Source organism: Mesorhizobium sp. WSM4848 (genome assembly GCF_055811375.1).
The window spans coordinates 1-18608 of sequence record NZ_JBVVPX010000054.1 but is presented as its reverse complement, the minus strand read 5'-3'; the positions used below and the strand labels follow the sequence as shown (position 1 = coordinate 18608).

The window sequence follows — 18608 nt, the reverse complement described above, 5'->3', positions numbered from 1 at the left end:
ATCACACGTGAACAGGCTCACTCACAAATGGACGCAAACAGGGGAGCACGTCACCGCGACCGCACTCTTTGGCTCAAACTGCAACCGAGTGCCTGGCCCTTCCGCTTTGGAAATATTTGTCGAACCTGGCCGCGATGCTTCGGACGAATGGGCGACTTTCAGCCGGCACGACGAAACGGTCGCCATCCAGTTCGAGCAATCGAACGGGATCGTGGAGGGCCATGGTACTCGACTCAAGAAGGAGCTTCTGGCCGGCTTTGCCGAAGCGTTCCACCAGATCGACTGCCGAGAAGGCGAAATCACACATCAGCCTCTCGATGATCCAGCCGCGAACGCGGTCGTCGTCGGAAAGCGCGATACCGCGGACAACCGCCAGCCCGCCATGCGCGACCATACTTCCGTACTCGGCGGTTGAAATATTGTTCTGCACGTAGCCCTGGCGAAAACGGCCGATGGACGAAGGGCCAAGCCCGATCAGTGTCTCGCAGCGATCCACCGTGTAGCCCTGAAAATTGCGATGCAAAGCCCCTGCGCGGGCCGCTATCGCCAAGGCATCGCCTGGCTTGGCGAAATGATCGAGCCCTATTGCTTCGTACCCCTTGTCCACAATCGCTCGCGCAGCGAGTTGCGATTGCGCCAACCGCTCCGTGGGGCCAGGCAGCCACGCCTCTTTGATTACCGTCTGATGCTTCTTGAACCAGGGCACATGCGCGTAGCCGAACAGCGCCATCCTGTCCGGTTCCAGGGTCAGCGCCTGCGCTACGGTGGAACAGACGCTCTCCCTGCTCTGGTGCGGCAATCCGTAGAGCAGGTCCAGATTGACGGAACCGACGCCGCGGGAGCGAACTCCGTCGACGACAGCCTTAGTTTGCAAAAAGCTTTGCTCGCGGTTGATTGCCTTTTGCACTTTTGGCTCGAAATCCTGGACGCCGAGACTCGCCCTGGTCATGCCGATTTCGGCCAGCGCATCAAGGCGCGCCTCATCCATGTCGTTTGGATCGATCTCGACGCTGATTTTTGTGTCCGGGACAAAATCGAAGCTGTCCCGCAAGAACGCGCCAAGCGCCACCATGTCCCCGGGCTTCAGCATGGTGGGCGAACCGCCGCCGAAGTGGACTGCGCGGACATGGCCCTTGCCGCTGACGAGTCCCGCAACCGTCGCGATCTCCGCGTGTAGCGAGCGCAGATAGGCCGTCACCGGCTCATAGTGGCGCGTCTGTTTGGTATGACACGCACAGAACCAGCAGAGTCTGTCGCAATAGGGGATGTGCAGATAGAGCGAGATCTCGCCGCCACTTTTGAGCGCCTCCAGCCAGCCACGATAAACCGCAGGATTGACGCCCGTGTGGAAATGCGGTGCAGTCGGATAACTGGTATAACGCGGGACGTTCTCGCCAACCCGGGCAGCTAATTCGGACTGCATGTCGTGGTCCACCATGTTTGCATCGCTGGAACTCTGGGCTTATTGGCAAGCCAAAGCCCTGATTTCGGTCAATCAGCAACTCGGACAAACTGCCGCAAGGATTTTTCTACCTTAGATTGGTATCCTGCCGGCACTTGGGATCGGGTTGAGCGAGCGCATGTCAGTACGGCGAGACATTTACACTTCCGGTATCCCCGTTCTTTGCGTCCATTGCGAAGCACGGCATCGCGGCGTCTGCGGTTCGCTTCGTCCAGACAATTTGGTTGGGCTCGCCAAGACTTGCTCGCGGCGCCATATCGAGTCAGGAGTGGAACTGATCGGCGACGCACAGGCGGTCGACAGCTATTCGAACCTGGTTTCAGGCGTGGTTAAGCTGACAAAGAGCCTTTCCGATGGTCGCCAGCAGATCGTCGGTCTCCAGTTTGCACCGCATTTTCTGGGACGTCCTTTTAAGGTGGAAAGCTCGATCAATGCGGAAGCGGTGACAGCTGTCACGCTGTGCTCGTTTCCAAGGGCAGCCGTCGAACGGATGATGAAGGGGTCGCCGGAATTCGAGCATCGCCTGCTCAAGCAGACGCTGAATGAACTCGATGAAGCACGCGAGTGGCTGGTGACGTTGGGGCGCAAGACCGCATCGGAAAAGGTGGCGAGTTTTCTCCTCATGATCGCTCGGAATATGGATTCCGGTGTTGACCCGGTAGCCAGGTCAGCGTCCTTCGATCTGCCGCTGACGCGCGCCGAGATCTCTGATTTTCTTGGAATTACGAACGAGACTGTGAGCCGGCAGCTGACGCAATTGCGGGCTGACGGCGTGATTCGGATCGAGAACACACGCCATGTGATGGTGGACAGCATGAGCCGGCTGCGCTCGATGGCGATGCCGAGCCTGAGCCAGAAGACCGACAGCCTGGACAGGTTATAGAGGCCGTTCGGCGAAGAGAAGGTACAGGCCGTTGTCGCTCCTGATGGCGGCAGGCCGCGTTCCCTGAACAGGCGGATGGCGGCCTCGATGAGCGGTCCTTCCTTCTTCGATTCGAGCGCTTCGCAGGCGAGCAGGTAGCGCGAGGCCTGGTCGGTGACCGTCACAATTCGACCATCGCCCGCCGGAACTCCCCTTAGAAGTCCGTGCACCATAACGCGTTGGTGATAGTTGCGTGCCGAAGCGCTGCCGCTGACGGGCGCGCTTTACAGGCCGTGACGATCGAGCAGGCATGCGCCGTGCTCTTCGAGGGTATGCGGACATCGCCGGCGAGCCTCCTAATCAAGAGCTCCCTAATCTTCCTGGCGCCCAGTGGGTTGGCTTATCCTTCTTGGTTGCGACGATCGTCAGCTCGATCTGGTCGGGCAGGCGGTTGGCGTAGCGCACCGGCCGCCGTGAAGGTCAACCTAGCTGCCGAAAAATCGTGCGGCCCCCTGACATGGATCAGGGCGAGCAGGCGGCGGCTGCGCAATTGATGCACAGCGGATTTGGCGTCCGCCGGGTTCGAGATCGGGATTTGCGATGAAATTCGGCACAGAGATCGTGCTTCTAAGCCTGTTTGCTTTTGCGGCCCTGGTGGCTGCCGGGTTCGGCGTAGATGAACCTTTCCGCCAGCATATGTGGGTGTTGTTCTTCGCCGTAGCTGGTTTCACCGCTATCCTGTTGCGCAATACGGAGTTCAAGCCTGCAGTTCCGATAGACCCCGCCGCTTTTATGGACAGTCCAATCCGTTACGGGGCCCTCGCGACGGTGTTTTGGGGCGTCGTAGGCATGCTGGTTGGTGTGGTCATCGCGCTGCAGCTTGCCTATCCCGATCTCAGCGTCGAGCCCTGGTTCAACTTTGGCCGCTTGCGGCCGTTGCATACATCCGGCGTGGTTTTTGCCTTCGGCGGCAATGCGCTGCTTTGCACGTCCCTTTATGTCGTACAGCGCACCTGCCGCGCCCGGCTGTTCGGCGGCAATCTCTCCTGGTTCGTGTTCTGGGGCTATCAGCTGTTCATCGTCATGGCTGCGACGGGCTACCTGCTCGGCATCACCGAAAGCCGCGAATACGCCGAGCCCGAATGGTATGTGGATCTTTGGCTGACCATCGTCTGGGTCGCCTACCTCGTCCTGTTCCTCGGCACCATCCTGAAGCGCAGGGAACCGCACATCTACGTCGCCAACTGGTTCTACCTGTCCTTCATCGTGACCATCGCGATGCTGCATGTGATCAACAACCTGTCGATGCCAGTCTCGTTCGTGGGCTCAAAAAGCTATTCAGCCTTCTCCGGCGTCCAGGACGCCTTGACGCAGTGGTGGTACGGCCACAATGCCGTGGGCTTCTTTCTCACCGCCGGCTTCCTTGGCATGATGTACTATTTCGTGCCCAAGCAGGCGAACCGGCCAGTCTATTCCTACCGGCTGTCGATCATCCACTTCTGGGCGCTGATCTTTCTCTACATCTGGGCCGGCCCGCACCACCTCCACTATACCGCCTTGCCCGACTGGGCGCAGACGCTCGGCATGGCGTTCTCGATCATGCTTTGGATGCCCTCCTGGGGCGGCATGATCAACGGCCTGATGACGCTGTCCGGCGCCTGGGACAAGCTGCGGACGGACCCGATCATCCGCATGATGGTCATGGCCATAGCCTTCTATGGCATGTCCACCTTCGAAGGCCCGATGATGTCGATCAAGACGGTCAATTCGCTCTCGCACTACACCGACTGGACCATCGGGCACGTGCATTCCGGCGCACTCGGTTGGGTCGGCATGATCTCGTTCGGCGCGGTCTATTTCATGGTGCCGAAGTTGTGGAACCGCGAGCGGCTCTATTCGCTGCGACTAGTGAACTGGCACTTCTGGTTGGCAACGCTGGGGATCGTCGTCTACGCCGCGGTGATGTGGGTCTCCGGCGTCATGCAGGGCCTGATGTGGCGCGAATACGACGACCAGGGCTTTCTGGTCTTCTCCTTCGCCGAAACTGTCGCCGCCATGCATCCGTACTACATCATGCGTGCCATCGGCGGCGCGATGTACCTGTCCGGCGCCCTGATCATGGCATGGAATGTCGCCATGACAATCCTCGGCTACCAACGAGATGAGGATCCGATGCCGCGTCCGATCGCCGCTGTCCGACCTGCGCGATCTGGAGCCTGAAAAATGGGCTTGATGAACAAACACGCGCTTATCGAGAAGAACGCCACGCTGCTTCTCGTCGGCTCCCTTCTGGTGGTGACGATCGGCGGCATCGTCGAGATCGCGCCGCTCTTCTATCTCGACAATACGATCGAGAAGGTCGAAGGCACGCGGCCCTATTCGCCGCTCGAACTCGCCGGTCGCAACATCTATGTGCGCGAGGGCTGCTACCTCTGCCACAGCCAGATGATCAGGCCGTTCCGCGATGAGGTCGAGCGCTATGGGCACTACAGCCTAGCGGCCGAGTCGATGTACGACCACCCGTTCCAGTGGGGATCGAAACGCACAGGACCGGATCTCGCGCGAGTGGGCGACCGTTATTCGAATGGATGGCACGTTCAGCACCTTGTGGATCCGCGCTCGGTGGTGCCGGAATCGATAATGCCGAGCTACGCGTTCCTGAAGGAAATACGGATTGAGGTGAAGGACTTCTCGACGCACCTGATCGCGAACAGCCGTGTGGGCGTGCCCTATTCCGACGACATGATCGCGAGCGCGAATGCCGATCTCATGGCGCAGGCAGATCCCAACATCGATACATCCGGTCTTGAAGCGCGGTATCCAAAGGCCAAGCTCGGTGACTTCGATGGCAATCCGCAACAGGTCAGCGAGATGGACGCGCTGGTCGCTTACCTTCAGATGCTTGGCACTCTGGTCGATTTCAAAAACTACGACGAAGCCGCCGGTTACCGCTGAGGAGAACGGTGATGACCTACAACTTCATGCGGGAGTTTGCTGACACTTGGGGCCTGCTCGCTATGGCGCTGTTATTCGTCGGATGCATCACCTTTGCGCTCCGTCCCGGCAGCAGGACGCGAGCCGACGAAGCTGCTCAAATCCCTCTCAAGGACGACTAATCATGAGCGGTGAGCACATTGACGAAGTCTTCGACGTCTCGACCACCGGCCATGAATGGGACGGGATCAAGGAGCTCAACAATCCGCTCCCGCGCTGGTGGGTGATCACCTTCTACGTCACCATAGTCTGGGCGATCGGCTACACCATCGCTTATCCCGCATGGCCTATGCTAAGCTCCGCCACCCGAGGCGTGCTCGTCTATTCAAGCCGCAACGATGTCAAGAATGAGCTGGCAGCGGCCGAGGTCGCCAAGGGCAAGTATGTTGCCGCCCTTCAGGCGAAGACTGTCTCCGAGATTGCCGCCGACGACGTTTTGCGCGGATTCGCTATCGCGGCCGGTGGCGCCGCCTTCAAGATCAATTGCGTTCAGTGCCATGGCTCCGGCGCCCAGGGTTCGAAGGGCTTTCCCAACCTGAATGATGACGATTGGCTGTGGGGCGGCAAGGCCGAGCAGATCCAGCAGACAATCACGCACGGCATCCGCGTTGCCTCAGACCCCGACACGCGCCTGTCGGAAATGCCGGCCTTTGGTGACATCATTACGCCCGAGCAGATTACACAGGTCAGCGCTTATGTCTCGAGTCTCTCCGGCGCTGTTGGCGATCAAGCAATGGTCATACCCGGCGGCAATGTTTTCGCCGAGAATTGTGCCGCCTGTCACGGTGATAATGCAAAGGGAAACACGGAGCTTGGCGCACCCGACCTGACCGACGCGATCTGGCTCTACGGGGCGGGCGAGACGGCTATTGCCGCGCAGGTTCGCGCGCCAAAGCAAGGCGTCATGCCGGCCTGGGGTGGGCGTCTCGGCGAGGTCAAGGTCAAGGAACTTGCGGTCTATGTCCATTCGCTTGGCGGCGGAGAATAGGAACGGAAGCCTATTCTCGGCCTCCCCCTGCCAAGCGACGAGGCCCGGCGCGAGCCGGGCCTCGACACCATTCCGGCTGCGACCTGCATCAACACGGGGCGGACCGCCCACGGCGAGGCTGCTCGATGGGCGGCCCTGACATCGGCAGCGGGACTGGAGATGCTAAGTGCGTGATAAAACGCAGACAGAACCGCCCGAAGCAGAAGCGATCGACTCCCCCAACACCCGTGAGCCGCTTTATGCCCCACGCAAGAAGGTTTTCCCGAAGCGAATCTCGGGTAATTTCCGTCGCTTCAAATGGCTGGTGATGGCGATCACGCTGGCGATCTACTATCTGACGCCCTGGCTGTGCTGGGACCGAGGTCCGTTTGCACCGGACCAGGCCGTGCTGATCGATCTTGCCAACCGCCGCTTCTATTTCTTCTTCATCGAGATTTGGCCGCAGGAATTCTACTATGTGGCCGGTCTTCTCGTTATGGCCGGCATCGGCCTTTTCCTGATCACATCCACCGTTGGCAGAGCCTGGTGCGGCTATACCTGCCCGCAGACGGTATGGGTCGATCTGTTTCTGGTTGTAGAGCGTGCGATCGAGGGAGATCGCAATGCTCGCATAAAGCTCGACGCGGGATCCTGGACTGTGCGCAAGCTTGTGCTGCGTGTATCGAAACACGCCGTCTGGCTGGCCATAGCGGCAGCGACCGGCGGCGCCTGGATCCTCTATTTCGCCGATGCGCCATCTCTGATTGGCGAGCTCTTCGCTGGCACCGCTGCGCCGGTCGCCTACATCACCATCGGCGTGCTGACGGCAACCACCTACACATTCGGTGGACTGATGCGCGAGCAGGTCTGCACCTACATGTGCCCGTGGCCGCGCATCCAGGCGGCCACGCTCGACGAGAATTCGCTCACTGTGACCTACAATGACTGGCGCGGGGAACCCCGTTCGCGCCATGCCAAGAAGGCTCTTGCCGCAGGGCAGCCGGTTGGAGACTGCGTTGATTGCAATGCATGTGTCGCGGTCTGTCCGATGGGGATCGACATCCGCGACGGCCAGCAGCTCGAATGCATCACCTGCGCGCTCTGCATCGACGCCTGTGACGGCGTAATGAACAAACTCGGCAAGGACCGCGGGCTAATCTCGTATGCGACGCTGTCCGATTACAACGCCAACATGGCGGCGGCGACCGCAGGCGGCGCTTGCTCGGTGAATCCGTCGCTGGTGCGGACAGACGGCGGCGCTTTCTCCGACAAATTAGCCCACTTCCATATCCGCAAGATCTTTCGACCGCGCACCTTCGTCTACATGAGTGCGTGGTCGGCGGTCGGTCTCGCCTTACTCTACTCGCTGCTGACGCGCGATCGGCTCGAGGTCAACGTTCTGCACGACCGCAATCCGCAGTTCGTCACGCTGTCCGATGGTTCGATCCGCAATGGTTACACCGTCAAGCTGCTCAACATGATCCCCGAGCCAAGAACGATCGTCGTCACCATGCAGGGCCTGGCCGATGCCGAGATGAGCGTCGTCGGGATCGACATGCCTGCGGATCGCTCCCTCTCCGTTCCGGTCGAACCGGACCGGCTGAAAATGCTGAAAGTTTTCGTCCGCCAGCCGGCGGAACAGATCAATGCCCAAGCGCAGAAGTTCAAGTTCCGGGTCGAGGACAAGGCGAGCTTCGAGTCGGACGAATACACGGCCACGTTCAACGCACCGGAGATCGTTAGATGAGCGTCAATGCGCGACGACCCCGCGAATTCACCGGTAGGCACATGCTAGCCACCATTCTCGCCTTCTTTGGTGTGGTCATCGCAGTCAATCTGACGATGGCGACATTCGCCAGCACAAGCTGGACCGGCCTTGTCGTCGAGAACACCTATGTGGCCAGCCAGCAATTCAACCGAATGGCCGAGGAAGGGCGCGCGCAGGCCGCACTCGGCTGGACCGGCAAACTGACCATCGCACGGGGCGAGGTCCGCTACGGCCTCAGTGATGCCGCCGGCAAAGCGGTCCAGTTGCACGGCGTCAGGCTCCTGTTCCGTCATCCCGCCTACGAGGCCGAGGACAAAGCCGTCATGCTTGCGCTCGCCGCGAGCCAGGAATTTGCCGCCCAGCATACGCCAAGGGACGGCGTCTGGATCGTCCAAGTCGACGCCGATGCTGGTCTCGCAGAACCCTATCGCGACGTCCGTCGAATCATAATTTCCCATGGAGCGTTACAATGAGCTGTTGTGCACCGAGCGCCGAAACGGCGCTGGATCTGGAAAGCAGCATATCCGTCCTGCCATCAAGCCAGGAGGTCAGGCTGGCGAGCCGCTCGCTTGGCGGCGATCTGCACCAAACCGATCTCTCGGTCCCGACGGTGCATTGCGCAGCCTGCATCCAGACTATCGAGAGGGCGCTTGGAAAGCTCGATCGCGTCGAGGGTGTACGTGTCAACCTGTCGACGAAACGGGTTGCGATCCGGTGGCGCGGAAATGAGGCTCCACCGTTTGTCGCCGCGCTTGGACGGCTGGGATACGAAGCGCATTTGTTCGAGCCCGAGACAGGGGAGAAGGACAAGACGCTATCGGAGCTGATCCGGGCCGTGGGGGTTGCCGGCTTTGCAGCGGGCAACATCATGCTGCTTTCAACGTCGGTCTGGTCCGGCGCTGAAGGTGCGACCCGCGACCTGTTCCACTGGGTCTCGGCACTGATCGCCATCCCCGCGCTCGCCTTCGCTGGTGGCATCTACTTCCGCTCGGCATGGAACGCATTGCGTCACGGCCGCATGAACATGGATGTGCCGATTGCGGTTGGTGTCTCGCTCGCCTACGCGATGAGTCTTTACGAAACCATCAACCATGGTGACCACGCTTACTTCGATGCATCGGTATCGCTGCTGTTCTTCCTGCTGATCGGCCGCACGCTTGATCACGTGATGCGCGAGCGTGCCCGGACCGCGGTGAACGGTCTGTCACGGCTGGCGGCGCGCGGCGCCATGGTATTGCGCGACGATGGCACGCGCGACTACCGGCCGGTTGGCGAGATCGAACCAGGCATGCAGTTGCTGATCGCTGCCGGCGAACGGATTCCCGTCGACGGCAAGGTCATTCGAGGCTCTTCGGATCTCGACTGTTCACTGGTTTCCGGTGAGAGCACACCCAGAACCGTGGCGACAGGGGAAACCGTGCAGGCCGGCACGCACAATCTTACCGGCCCACTGACGGTCGAGGCGACAGCCGCCGCAAAAGACTCCTTCCTGGCCGAAATGGTCCGGCTGATGGAAGCCGCCGAGGGCGGTCGCGCGCATTATCGCAGGATCGCCGACCGCGTTTCAGCGCTCTATGCTCCAGTGGTTCATCTGACCGCCTTCCTGACGTTCCTTGGCTGGATGGCGGCGACCGGCGACTGGCACCGGGCAGTAACAAACGCAATCGCCGTTCTCATCATCACCTGCCCATGTGCGCTCGGTCTCGCCGTGCCGATCGTGCAGATGGTCGCTGCGCGGCGTCTGTTCGAAAGCGGGGTCATGGTCAAGGATGGTTCGGCCATGGAGCGCCTGGCGGCGATCGACACGGCCGTGTTCGACAAGACAGGAACGCTTACGCTCGGACAGCCCCGGCTCGTCAATGCGTCGTCAGTCGATCCAGCCATGCTGGCAATCGCTGCCGAGATGGCCGCGAACTCCCGTCACCCGCATTCAAACGCCATTGCCACCTTTGCCGGTTTCGCCGGTCAGCCAAAGCTCGAATCTGTCAGCGAACACCCCGGATTCGGCATCGAAGCCACCGCGAGGGGAAGCACCTGGCGACTGGGGCGGCGCGGTTGGGCTGGATGGAAGGCCCGAACCGGTTGCGAAAGCAGATACGGCGGAACGGTTCTGACCAAAGACGGGATCATCGTGGCGTCCTTTGTCTTCAAGGACGCGCTGCGTCCGGACGCCAGGGCGGCCATCGAGCAATTGAACAACGCCCGAGTTTCCGTGGAAATGCTGTCGGGCGATACCGGGGCTGCCTGTGCCGAGGTCGCGACGACGTTGGGGATACATCACTTTGTTCCGGCGCTGCTTCCTTCGGGCAAGGTCAAGTATATTGAAAACCTGGCGAAGGACGGCCACAAGGTGCTCATGGTTGGCGACGGCCTCAACGACACCCCTGCGCTGGGCGCGGCACATGTCTCGATCGCTCCAGCCACGGCGGCCGATGTCGGCCGCAAAGCTGCGGATTTCGTTTTCCTGCACGAAAGCCTTTCGGCCGTCTCCCTTGCCCTCGACGTTTCGCGAAAGGCCGGACAACTGATCCGGCAAAACATCGCCATCGCGATTGTCTACAACGCCATTGCCGTCCCGATCGCCATTTTGGGGCAGGTAACACCATTGATTGCGGCAATCGCGATGTCGGCCTCATCACTGCTTGTCATTGGCAATGCGTCGAGGCTGCAAGGTTTTGTGCCAGACGTGCCAAGGAGAACTGCTCCGCCTGATAGCCGCTCCCATACCGGCACATTGACGCAACCCTCATGACAATCCTGGTCTATCTCATACCGGTGGCTCTGTTGTTGGGCGGGCTTGGACTGTCTGGCTTCCTGTGGGCCTTGAGGAGTGGTCAATACGAGGATCTCGACGGAGCCGCCGAGCGTATCCTCATTGACCGGGACGAGAGGCCGGAACGCTGATTCCGTCGCTCGAGGGCCTGCGTCGCCCATTCCGCCATGCAAGCGGCTGATGCCCCGAAGTACCTCGCACGGCCGGAGAACGCTGGCGATGTACCTGTTCCAAGTGCAACGGAGCGGATAGACCGGCGGCGCGGGTTTGTCGTGTCTGGCTGACCCAGATCAGTGCTGTCTCCTCATCGCCCTGATTTCAATGGACGAGTCTTTTCAAGGGGAGAACGCATGTCTAGCCAGACGGAAGCTGAGCGGCATCAGGTGCTGGCCGTGTTCGCCGGGGGCGCCGGCATTGTCGAAGCCGTGAGCAGGCCGGCGCACGTCATTGCAGGAGCCGATGCATTCGAATGAGCGAGTTCAAGCCAGTTCGGTTCGTTGATGTCGCGCTGGAGGGGCAATTCTGGCGCGAGCGGCTGGAGACGGTGCTGACACGGACCATCCCCAGCCAGCACGTCCAGCTTGGCAAGCAAGGTGTATTGCTGTCCCTCACACTGCCGAACCAGTCGCTGCCACTGAGCGTCCCAGGCAACGAGCACGATTTCGGGCAGGTGTTCTGGGACTCCGACGCCGGCAAGTGGATAGAAGCAGCATCCTACGCGCTGTCACACAGGCGTGATCCCGACATCGAGGCATGGATCGAAAACATTGTCGATGATCTCGAAAAGGCGCAGGCTCCCGACGGTTATCTGAACTGCTGGTACCTGCAGCGCGAGCCCGACAAGCGCTGGACCAACCTGCGCGACAATCACGAACTCTACAATCTTGGACATCTGCTCGAGGGCGGTATCGCCTACTTCCTCGCGACGGGCCGGCGCCGGCTCCTGGACATCCTTGAGCGGTATGTTGACCATGTGTGCAAGACATTCGGCCCGAACCCCGGCCAGAAGCGCGGCTATTGCGGCCATCAGGAAATCGAGCTGGCCCTCGTAAAGCTCTATCGCTTGACCGGAGACAGAATGCATCTCGACCTCGCGGCCTATTTCATGAATGAGCGCGGGCGTCAGCCGCACTACTTCGATCAGGAAGCGGTCGCGCGCGGGGAGAACCCCAGGGATTTCAGGGCGCAAAGATATGAGTACAACCAGTCGCACAGGCCGGTGCGCGAGCAAACTAAGGTGGTCGGACATGCGGTCCGAGCGATGTACATGCTTTCTGCCATGGCCGACCTCGCGGCGGAACTGAATGACGACAGCCTCAAGAAAGCATGCGAGGTGCTCTGGGCCGACGTCATCTCCTCGAAAATCTACATCACGTCCGGCTTGGGTTCGGCTGCCGCGAATGAAGGCTTTACTGAGGATCACGACCTGCCGAACGATACGGCGTATGCGGAGACCTGCGCCTCGGTAGGCCTGATCTTCTGGGCACATCGCATGCTGCATCTCGAACTCGACGGCCGATACGCCGACGTTCTGGAACAGGCGTTGTTCAACGGCGCGCTGACCGGCCTTTCGCGCGATGGCGAGCGCTATTTCTACTCCAATCCGCTCGAGAGCGATGGGCGACGCAGCAGATGGGTCTGGCACTCATGCCCATGCTGCACGATGAATTCGTCTCGTCTGATTGCTTCGGTCGGAGGCTATTTCGTCTCGGCCAGTGAAAACGCAATCGCCTTCCATCTCTACGGCGGCGTTTCGACGAACATCCAACTCGCTACGGGCAATGTGTTCCTGCGGGAAACCAGCGCCTATCCATTTTTCGGCTCGATCAGGATCGAGGTCAGCCCTGACGCGCCGGCCGAGTTCACTATCAACCTCCGCATTCCCGGTTGGGCTCATGAAGCCGAAGCTTCGGTCGGGGGATGTGCAGTCGACGTGACGGCATGCACCAGAAATGGCTATCTTGCGATCTCGCGGCTATGGAATGCCGGAGACACCATCGCCCTCGAACTACCGATTTCTCCCGAGCGCATCTATGCTCATCCCTCGGTCAAGCAGGACATCGGCCGGGTGGCGCTCAAACGCGGGCCGTTGGTTTATTGCGTTGAAGAGGTCGACAATCCCGGGGGGGCGGTGCAGCGGCTCAAACTGCCGCGAGACGCCAGGATCGAAACGGTGGAACGGGGCGATCTCTTCGATGGCGTGGTCACGCTGACCGCCTCCGCAGAGCGTGTCGAAGACCAAGCGTGGGGAGACAGCCTGTACAGGAATGCGCCCCCGATCGTTTCGGGCTGCCGGCTAACCGCTGTGCCATATTATCTCTGGAACAATCGGGCGAAAGGCTCGATGCAAGTGTGGCTGCTGGAAAGCTGAATTCAGCGCTGTCGCCGTATGGAGAGGCCACTTCTCAACCAATGAATGCCGACAAGATGCAGTCATCAGAAGCCTCAGATAATATTCTCATTCGTCTGGCGAGTGGTCCACCGGTCCGTGCTCTGGTTGTCGAGTTCCACGACCTGATTGGAACCGACCCTGCATACAGGGGGATAAGGGCGCTGCGTCGGTCAAAAACCGCCGACGTGACAATCTCGCTTGCTGGCTGGGTATGTGCTTGGCTGCGCGGACGCGAGCGCTGGTCCGATCACCCGCGTACGCGTTCGAGGCGATTGCCTGCTTCGTTGCTGATTCATGCGGATTTCCCCGCCCTGCGCCTTGAGGCGATGCGGCGGGCATTGGAACGAAGCGCACGACAGGAGGCTGAACTCAACCAGCGTCTCACGAGGATAGCCGCCGCGATGGCGGCACGCTGATGGGCGGCGCTGATGACAGATTCGATATCGTTGTCGTCGGAGCCGGGCCGGTCGGCCTTTCCTTCGCCGCATCACTCGCTCAAAGCCAACTCAAGGTCGCAGTTGTCGAACAGAACTCAATCGATACTCTCGCCAATCCGCCTTTTGACGGCCGGGAAATCGCGCTGACCCACGCCTCGATCAGAATCCTTCGCGAGATCGGCGCCTGGGATGCCATCCCCGCTTCGGACAAATCACCGCTTCACGGCGCGCGCGTGCTCAACGGTTCGAGCCCTTTCGCTCTGCGTTTCGATCCTCCCAGCGGGTCTGGAGAACCCCTCGGAGTTTTGGTCCCAAATTGCCGGATCCGCGACGCGCTGTTCAAGACCATCCACGTGCAGAAACACGCGCGGCTGCTGTGCGGCCACTCGGTCGTAGATGCAACAACCAGCCACTCAGGAGCACTCGTAACGCTGTCTGATGGCGTGCAGTTGAACGCTAGCCTTGTGGTTGCCGCCGATTCACGTCTGTCGGCCACTCGTGATCTGCTCGGCATAGGCGCCGATATCAATCGGCTTGGCTACTCGATGCTAATATGCCGGGTGCGGCATGAGCGCGCCCACCACCAGGTGGCAATCGAATGGTTCGATCACCATCAGACGATAGCGATGTTGCCCCTGGCGGAGGGCGTGTCGTCGCTGCTGCTCACCCTGCGCTCAAACGAGGCCGATAGACTGCTTGCCTTCAGCGACCATTTGTTTCTGAGGGAATTGACGAACCGGTGTCGAGGGCGCCTTGGAAAAATGACCTTGGCAAGCAAGCGCCATACCTATCCGCTGGTCACGACTTGGGCGCACAAATTCCGAGCTCCCAGCGCCGCACTCATCGGCGACGCTGCCATCGGCATGCACCCGGTGACTGCGCATGGTTTCAACATCGGTATCAGCAGCCAGAAGCAACTCGCCTATGGAATCCTAACAGCATGTCGCGACGGTCGCGAGATTGCCGATCCCGACATGCTGCACGGATACGAAAGGTGGCTGCGCCTGTCAGCGGCGCCGCTCTTCCACGGCACGAACATTCTCGTCGGACTCTACTCAAGCGAGCACCCGGCGGCACGGCTTGCACGACATGTGGGGCTTCGGTTCGCCCAACGTGTTCCCTTTATGCGGCATGGCATTTCGGCCATGCTTAGGCGATGAAACCGTACCAGCAGCTTTGGACCTTGCGCGATGAAAGAGGGCCTCTTTCGCCGGAGTAATCGCTGCCCCTGCACGCAGAGGCGGCAGCTTCCCGCGCCGGGCCCTAAATGTCGCCCCGAAGAGGTATTGTCTCTGCGCTTTATTTGGCTGATCAGCCCAGAGGCTGATGTCGCGCTGAATAGTTAACCCCTCCTTTAGTAGGCTTGCATAGACATGTGCTGCGTACAAGCAGGAGATGCAACCTGACCCGTCCGAACATGAAGAAAGAAGACGAGCTGGAGGCCAGAATCCTTCAGGATCAGCTTGCTGACCTAAGGGCAGGTCTCTTCGTATCAATGCCGACAAGCATTATCCTATCGGGCCTGATTTTGACCGTGCAGGCCCTTTCCGAGAACGGCTTTGCCGGCGTAGCCTGGTTTTTGGTCATCAATACGATAAATACCGCCCGCCTTGCACTCGCCCGTTATCAGCTGAAGGAAACGGGAGTCCAGGACGACTTGACGAGGGTTTCGCCGCGGCTTCGCTGGTTCGGCATGCTTGCTCTTCTGGCAGGGTTTGCCTGGTCCTTTCTTGCCGTCCTTACTGTTGGCTACACAACACCCCAAGCGCCGCTGCATCTGATTATTCTGGCGGGCATTTCAGCTGGTGCGGTTACATACGGCAGTTCCTATGCCGCGGCAGCGATCAACTTCATCACACCGCCACTCCTCATCACAGCGGGGTGGTTGCTGACGAAAGGCAACTTGGAAAACTACATGCTGGCTTTTGCCGTTCTGCTCTTCGAGGGCGGCTTGGTTCGAGCCTCGTTTGTAGGCCAGGCCCGTTTCCGCGAAGCGAGCCGCCTGAGACATGAGGCCGAGCGGCTTGCGGCGGAAATGGAGCGCAATTCCAGGGAGGACCACCTGACCGCGCTCCTAAACAGGCGGGGCCTCGAACACGCGATTGGTCAGTTCGAGAACACAGACGGCCCCTTCGTTGCAATGCTGATTGATCTAGAGGGTTTCAAATCTGTCAACGATACCTACGGTCACAGGACCGGTGATGAACTGCTCGTCATGATCGCCCGCCGGATAGAGCAGGAAGCGCCGGAAGGCTCAACGCTTGCCCGCATCGGTGGGGATGAATTTGTGCTGTTTTTTCCCTCGCCCAGAAATTCTCCTTCTCCCGGTATTCTCGCATCCAACATCATAGCCAAGCTTGCTTGCCCCTATCCCGGGGTCGCGTCCGTCCGGATCGGGGCATCTATAGGAATATACTTGGCTGAAAGCCTGGGGCTGACGGAAATGTTGTTGCGGGCGGATATCGCCCTTTACACAGCTAAGCGTTGTGGCAGGAACGAATTTTGCCTGTTCGATGCCGAACTCGACAGGGAACTGCAACGCCGCCAGTCCATTGAACGCGATCTTCATTCGGCGATAAAGACGAGAAGCTTGGGTCCTTGGTTCCAGCCCATCGTAAGACTCGACACCGAGGTCGTGGTCGGTTTTGAAGCCTTGCTCAGGTGGTCACACCCGATCCATGGTTCCATCTCTCCACTCGAAATCATGACAGCCGCACGCGAAACGGGAATGCTTCAACTGCTAACTCAAACGGTATTCTCCGACTGTTGTGCTCTTATCGACGGCTTGGTGAAAGCTGACCGCCGAGATGTTCGTGTGGCAATGAATGTTTCACCGCGCGAATTGGAAGCCGGCGATATCGACGACATGGTTCTGAATGGTCTGGCGGCAAAAGACCTCCCAGCAACGATGTTCGAAATCGAGATTACCGAAGAATCTCCAGTGGACCCGGACAGAGTGGATGAAAAGCTCGGACGGCTTTCACATGCCGGCATTTCGATCGCGCTCGATGACTTCGGCACCGGCTTTTCCACGTTGGCATCGCTCAAGGACAGTCGGATACGCAAGGTGAAAATAGACCAAGGCTTCGTTCGCGGCTTAGCCAAGTCTCCGGAGGACCGGCTGCTTGTCAAAACGGTGATTGATCTTGGTCGGGCGCTCGGCATCGATGTCATGGCCGAGGGCGTCGAGACGGAGGCGGACCGGCAAATTCTGTACAAGCTTGGCTGCAGAACGGCTCAGGGCTTCCTATTCGCCAAGGCGGTGCCTTTGAGCCAAGCGCTTGAATTGGCACTAAAAGAGCACGCGAAGCAATGTTGATCGCCGCCGTCATCAGTCACTGCATCGAGCAGAGCAGTCACTGCATCGAGCAGAGCGTAAAAGGACCGATGGGCCGGGCGAGGCGGGAATGGGAAACGCGTTGATCCCTGGCGTGCCATACGCTGTTCGTGGCGCAGGTTAGGTTTTCCAGGGTGGCAAGTCGCCTCCAGTCCGCGATTCACTTCGGTTACGCTGATCATGATGTCCGGAAGCAAAGCGAAGGCTTAGAAGGGTAGTCCGCTTGCTCAGGTCAGACGAATCCCAGTTGTTGGGCGGTCTGGAACAAAGCGAGCAGCATGATCAGGCAGCCGACGAGCCGCAAAAGTGTCCGCTCGGCAATCGCCTTGAGCACCCATGCGGCAAGCGGAGCGGCGACTATGCCGCCCACGATCAGCCCCAGCACCGAGCTTGCATGTGTCGACAGCGCCCCCGCTTCCTGCCAGTGCCCAGAGACGAGCGCGACGATGAAGGTGACGGACACCGCTAGCGTGATCAGGAACTCGGCCGCATTGACAGTGCCGATCACATAGCGGGGCGGCGCGCCAGCGCCGAGCAGTCCGGTCACGACCATCGGACCCCATCCGCCGCCGCCTGCAGCGTCGAGGAAGCCGCCGACAGTGCCCAGCGGCGCCACAAGACGGGTAGGAACCGGATTGCTGGGGATCTTGCGGAACGACCGGAGGAACAGCCAGAGCCCGATCACAGCGAGATAGGTCGTGACGTAGGGCTTCACCATGTCGCCGTCGAACGAGGTCAGCACGAAGGCGCCGAGGCAGCCGCCGAGAATGCCGAAAGGAGCAAGCCGCCAGAACAGCTTCCAGTCGATATTGCGGTGGTAGTGGTGCGCCGTGCCGGAAGCGGCCGTGGTGAACACTTCCGCCGCGTGTACCGCGGCGGAAGCCTGCGCCGGCGGAACACCGAAGGAGAGCAGCACGGTGGAGGAGATCGCGCATAGGCCATGCCTAACGCGCCGTCAACGGCCTGGGCGAGGAAGCCGACAATGGCGAACAGAATGAAGTCAGTCATTGGTGTCCGCCGTGAAAGTGCCGCCGTATGTAGCCTTATGGATGTGGCATCCGGCTTGGCTCCGCGTCAGAGAAAAGGGCGGCATCGCTGCCGCCCATCGAGATTGTTGAGGTGCGTGGACCTTAGAAATCCATACCGCCCATACCGCCCATGCCACTCATGCCGCCGCCGCCCATGCCGCCAGGCATGCCGCCGCCAGCCGACTCCTTCTTCGGAGCCTCCGCGATCATGGCTTCGGTGGTGACCAGCAGGCCGGCGACCGATGCCGCGTCCTGGAGAGCCGTGCGCACGACCTTGACCGGATCGACGATACCCATGGCGATCATGTCGCCATATTCGCCGGTCTGGGCGTTGAAGCCGAAGGTCGGGCCCGTGTTCTCGAGGATCTTGCCGGCAACGATCGATGCTTCCGCACCGGCGTTGGCCGCGATCTGGCGAGCCGGAGCCTGCAGCGCGCGACGCACGATGCTGATGCCGGCGGTCTGGTCGGAGTTGGCGCCGCTGACGGTGATGGCCAGCGAAGCGCGCAGAAGTGCGACGCCGCCGCCGGGAACGATGCCTTCTTCGACGGCCGCACGGGTCGCGTTGAGGGCGTCATCGACGCGGTC

16 protein-coding genes and 1 pseudogene are annotated in these 18608 nt (G+C 60.3%); 14 read left to right on the top strand and 3 right to left on the bottom strand.

The window, feature by feature from the left end:
* Positions 1-73: 73 nt before the first annotated feature.
* Positions 74-1423 carry an oxygen-independent coproporphyrinogen III oxidase gene (hemN, locus tag AC0L16_RS31400; protein WP_473625389.1) on the bottom strand — a complete coding sequence of 450 codons (1350 nt, stop codon included), beginning with the start codon at positions 1421-1423 and terminating at the stop codon, positions 74-76.
* 157 nt (positions 1424-1580) lie between these two features.
* Here hemN and AC0L16_RS31395 point away from each other — a divergent pair, with 157 nt between their 5' ends.
* The 14 genes from AC0L16_RS31395 (at position 1581) to AC0L16_RS31330 (ending at position 16974) form a co-directional block, all read left to right on the top strand.
* Positions 1581-2345, top strand: a complete 765-nt coding sequence (locus tag AC0L16_RS31395; RefSeq protein WP_473625410.1) for a Crp/Fnr family transcriptional regulator — start codon at positions 1581-1583, stop codon at positions 2343-2345.
* A 579-nt stretch (positions 2346-2924) separates the two neighbouring features.
* Entirely contained in the window at positions 2925-4544 is a 1620-nt protein-coding gene (ccoN, locus tag AC0L16_RS31390) for a cytochrome-c oxidase, cbb3-type subunit I (protein WP_473625388.1), read from the top strand.
* Positions 4545-4547: 3 nt separating this feature from the next.
* A complete protein-coding gene (gene ccoO, locus AC0L16_RS31385) occupies positions 4548-5279 on the top strand; it encodes a cytochrome-c oxidase, cbb3-type subunit II (RefSeq protein ID WP_473625386.1) in 732 nt (243 codons plus the stop codon).
* A gap of 11 nt (positions 5280-5290) precedes the next feature.
* Positions 5291-5440 (top strand): cbb3-type cytochrome c oxidase subunit 3, encoded by a 150-nt coding sequence (locus AC0L16_RS31380; RefSeq protein WP_473479524.1) that lies wholly within the window; start codon positions 5291-5293, stop codon positions 5438-5440.
* A gap of 2 nt (positions 5441-5442) precedes the next feature.
* Positions 5443-6306, top strand: a complete 864-nt coding sequence (gene ccoP, locus AC0L16_RS31375) for a cytochrome-c oxidase, cbb3-type subunit III (RefSeq protein WP_473625384.1) — start codon at positions 5443-5445, stop codon at positions 6304-6306.
* A 166-nt stretch (positions 6307-6472) separates the two neighbouring features.
* Positions 6473-8032: a cytochrome c oxidase accessory protein CcoG gene (ccoG, locus tag AC0L16_RS31370; RefSeq protein ID WP_473625383.1), complete on the top strand. Its 1560-nt coding sequence runs from the start codon at positions 6473-6475 to the stop codon at positions 8030-8032.
* Positions 8029-8526, top strand: coding sequence for a FixH family protein (locus tag AC0L16_RS31365; protein WP_473625382.1), 498 nt, complete (start codon positions 8029-8031; stop codon positions 8524-8526). Before ccoG ends, AC0L16_RS31365 begins: the two co-directional genes overlap by 4 nt.
* Positions 8523-10805 (top strand): cation-translocating P-type ATPase, encoded by a 2283-nt coding sequence (locus tag AC0L16_RS31360; RefSeq protein ID WP_473625380.1) that lies wholly within the window; start codon positions 8523-8525, stop codon positions 10803-10805. The genes AC0L16_RS31365 and AC0L16_RS31360 overlap by 4 nt, the downstream gene beginning before the upstream one ends.
* On the top strand, positions 10802-10957 hold the full coding sequence (ccoS, locus tag AC0L16_RS31355) for a cbb3-type cytochrome oxidase assembly protein CcoS (RefSeq protein WP_008871940.1): 156 nt from the start codon (positions 10802-10804) through the stop codon (positions 10955-10957). The genes AC0L16_RS31360 and ccoS overlap by 4 nt, the downstream gene beginning before the upstream one ends.
* A gap of 219 nt (positions 10958-11176) precedes the next feature.
* Positions 11177-11299 carry a hypothetical protein gene (locus tag AC0L16_RS31350; RefSeq protein WP_473625379.1) on the top strand — a complete coding sequence of 41 codons (123 nt, stop codon included), beginning with the start codon at positions 11177-11179 and terminating at the stop codon, positions 11297-11299.
* Positions 11296-13197: a glycoside hydrolase family 127 protein gene (locus AC0L16_RS31345; protein WP_473625378.1), complete on the top strand. Its 1902-nt coding sequence runs from the start codon at positions 11296-11298 to the stop codon at positions 13195-13197. The genes AC0L16_RS31350 and AC0L16_RS31345 overlap by 4 nt, the downstream gene beginning before the upstream one ends.
* A 41-nt stretch (positions 13198-13238) precedes the next feature.
* Positions 13239-13634 (top strand): globin domain-containing protein, encoded by a 396-nt coding sequence (locus tag AC0L16_RS31340; protein WP_473625376.1) that lies wholly within the window; start codon positions 13239-13241, stop codon positions 13632-13634.
* The gene (ubiM, locus tag AC0L16_RS31335) at positions 13634-14815 is read left to right on the top strand and encodes a 5-demethoxyubiquinol-8 5-hydroxylase UbiM (RefSeq protein ID WP_473625375.1); all 1182 of its coding nucleotides are present in this window, start codon (positions 13634-13636) and stop codon (positions 14813-14815) included. The genes AC0L16_RS31340 and ubiM overlap by 1 nt, the downstream gene beginning before the upstream one ends.
* A gap of 257 nt (positions 14816-15072) precedes the next feature.
* Positions 15073-16974, top strand: a complete 1902-nt coding sequence (locus tag AC0L16_RS31330) for a putative bifunctional diguanylate cyclase/phosphodiesterase (RefSeq protein WP_473625374.1) — start codon at positions 15073-15075, stop codon at positions 16972-16974.
* A 250-nt stretch (positions 16975-17224) separates the two neighbouring features.
* Here the strand turns inward: AC0L16_RS31330 and AC0L16_RS31325 are convergent.
* Together AC0L16_RS31325 and AC0L16_RS31320 are read right to left on the bottom strand one after the other, a co-directional pair.
* Positions 17225-18000 (bottom strand): annotated as a pseudogene (locus tag AC0L16_RS31325) (sulfite exporter TauE/SafE family protein).
* Positions 18001-18122: 122 nt separating this feature from the next.
* Positions 18123-18608: TCP-1/cpn60 chaperonin family protein (locus AC0L16_RS31320; RefSeq protein WP_473625373.1), on the bottom strand; the 486-nt coding region annotated here is incomplete at its 5' end.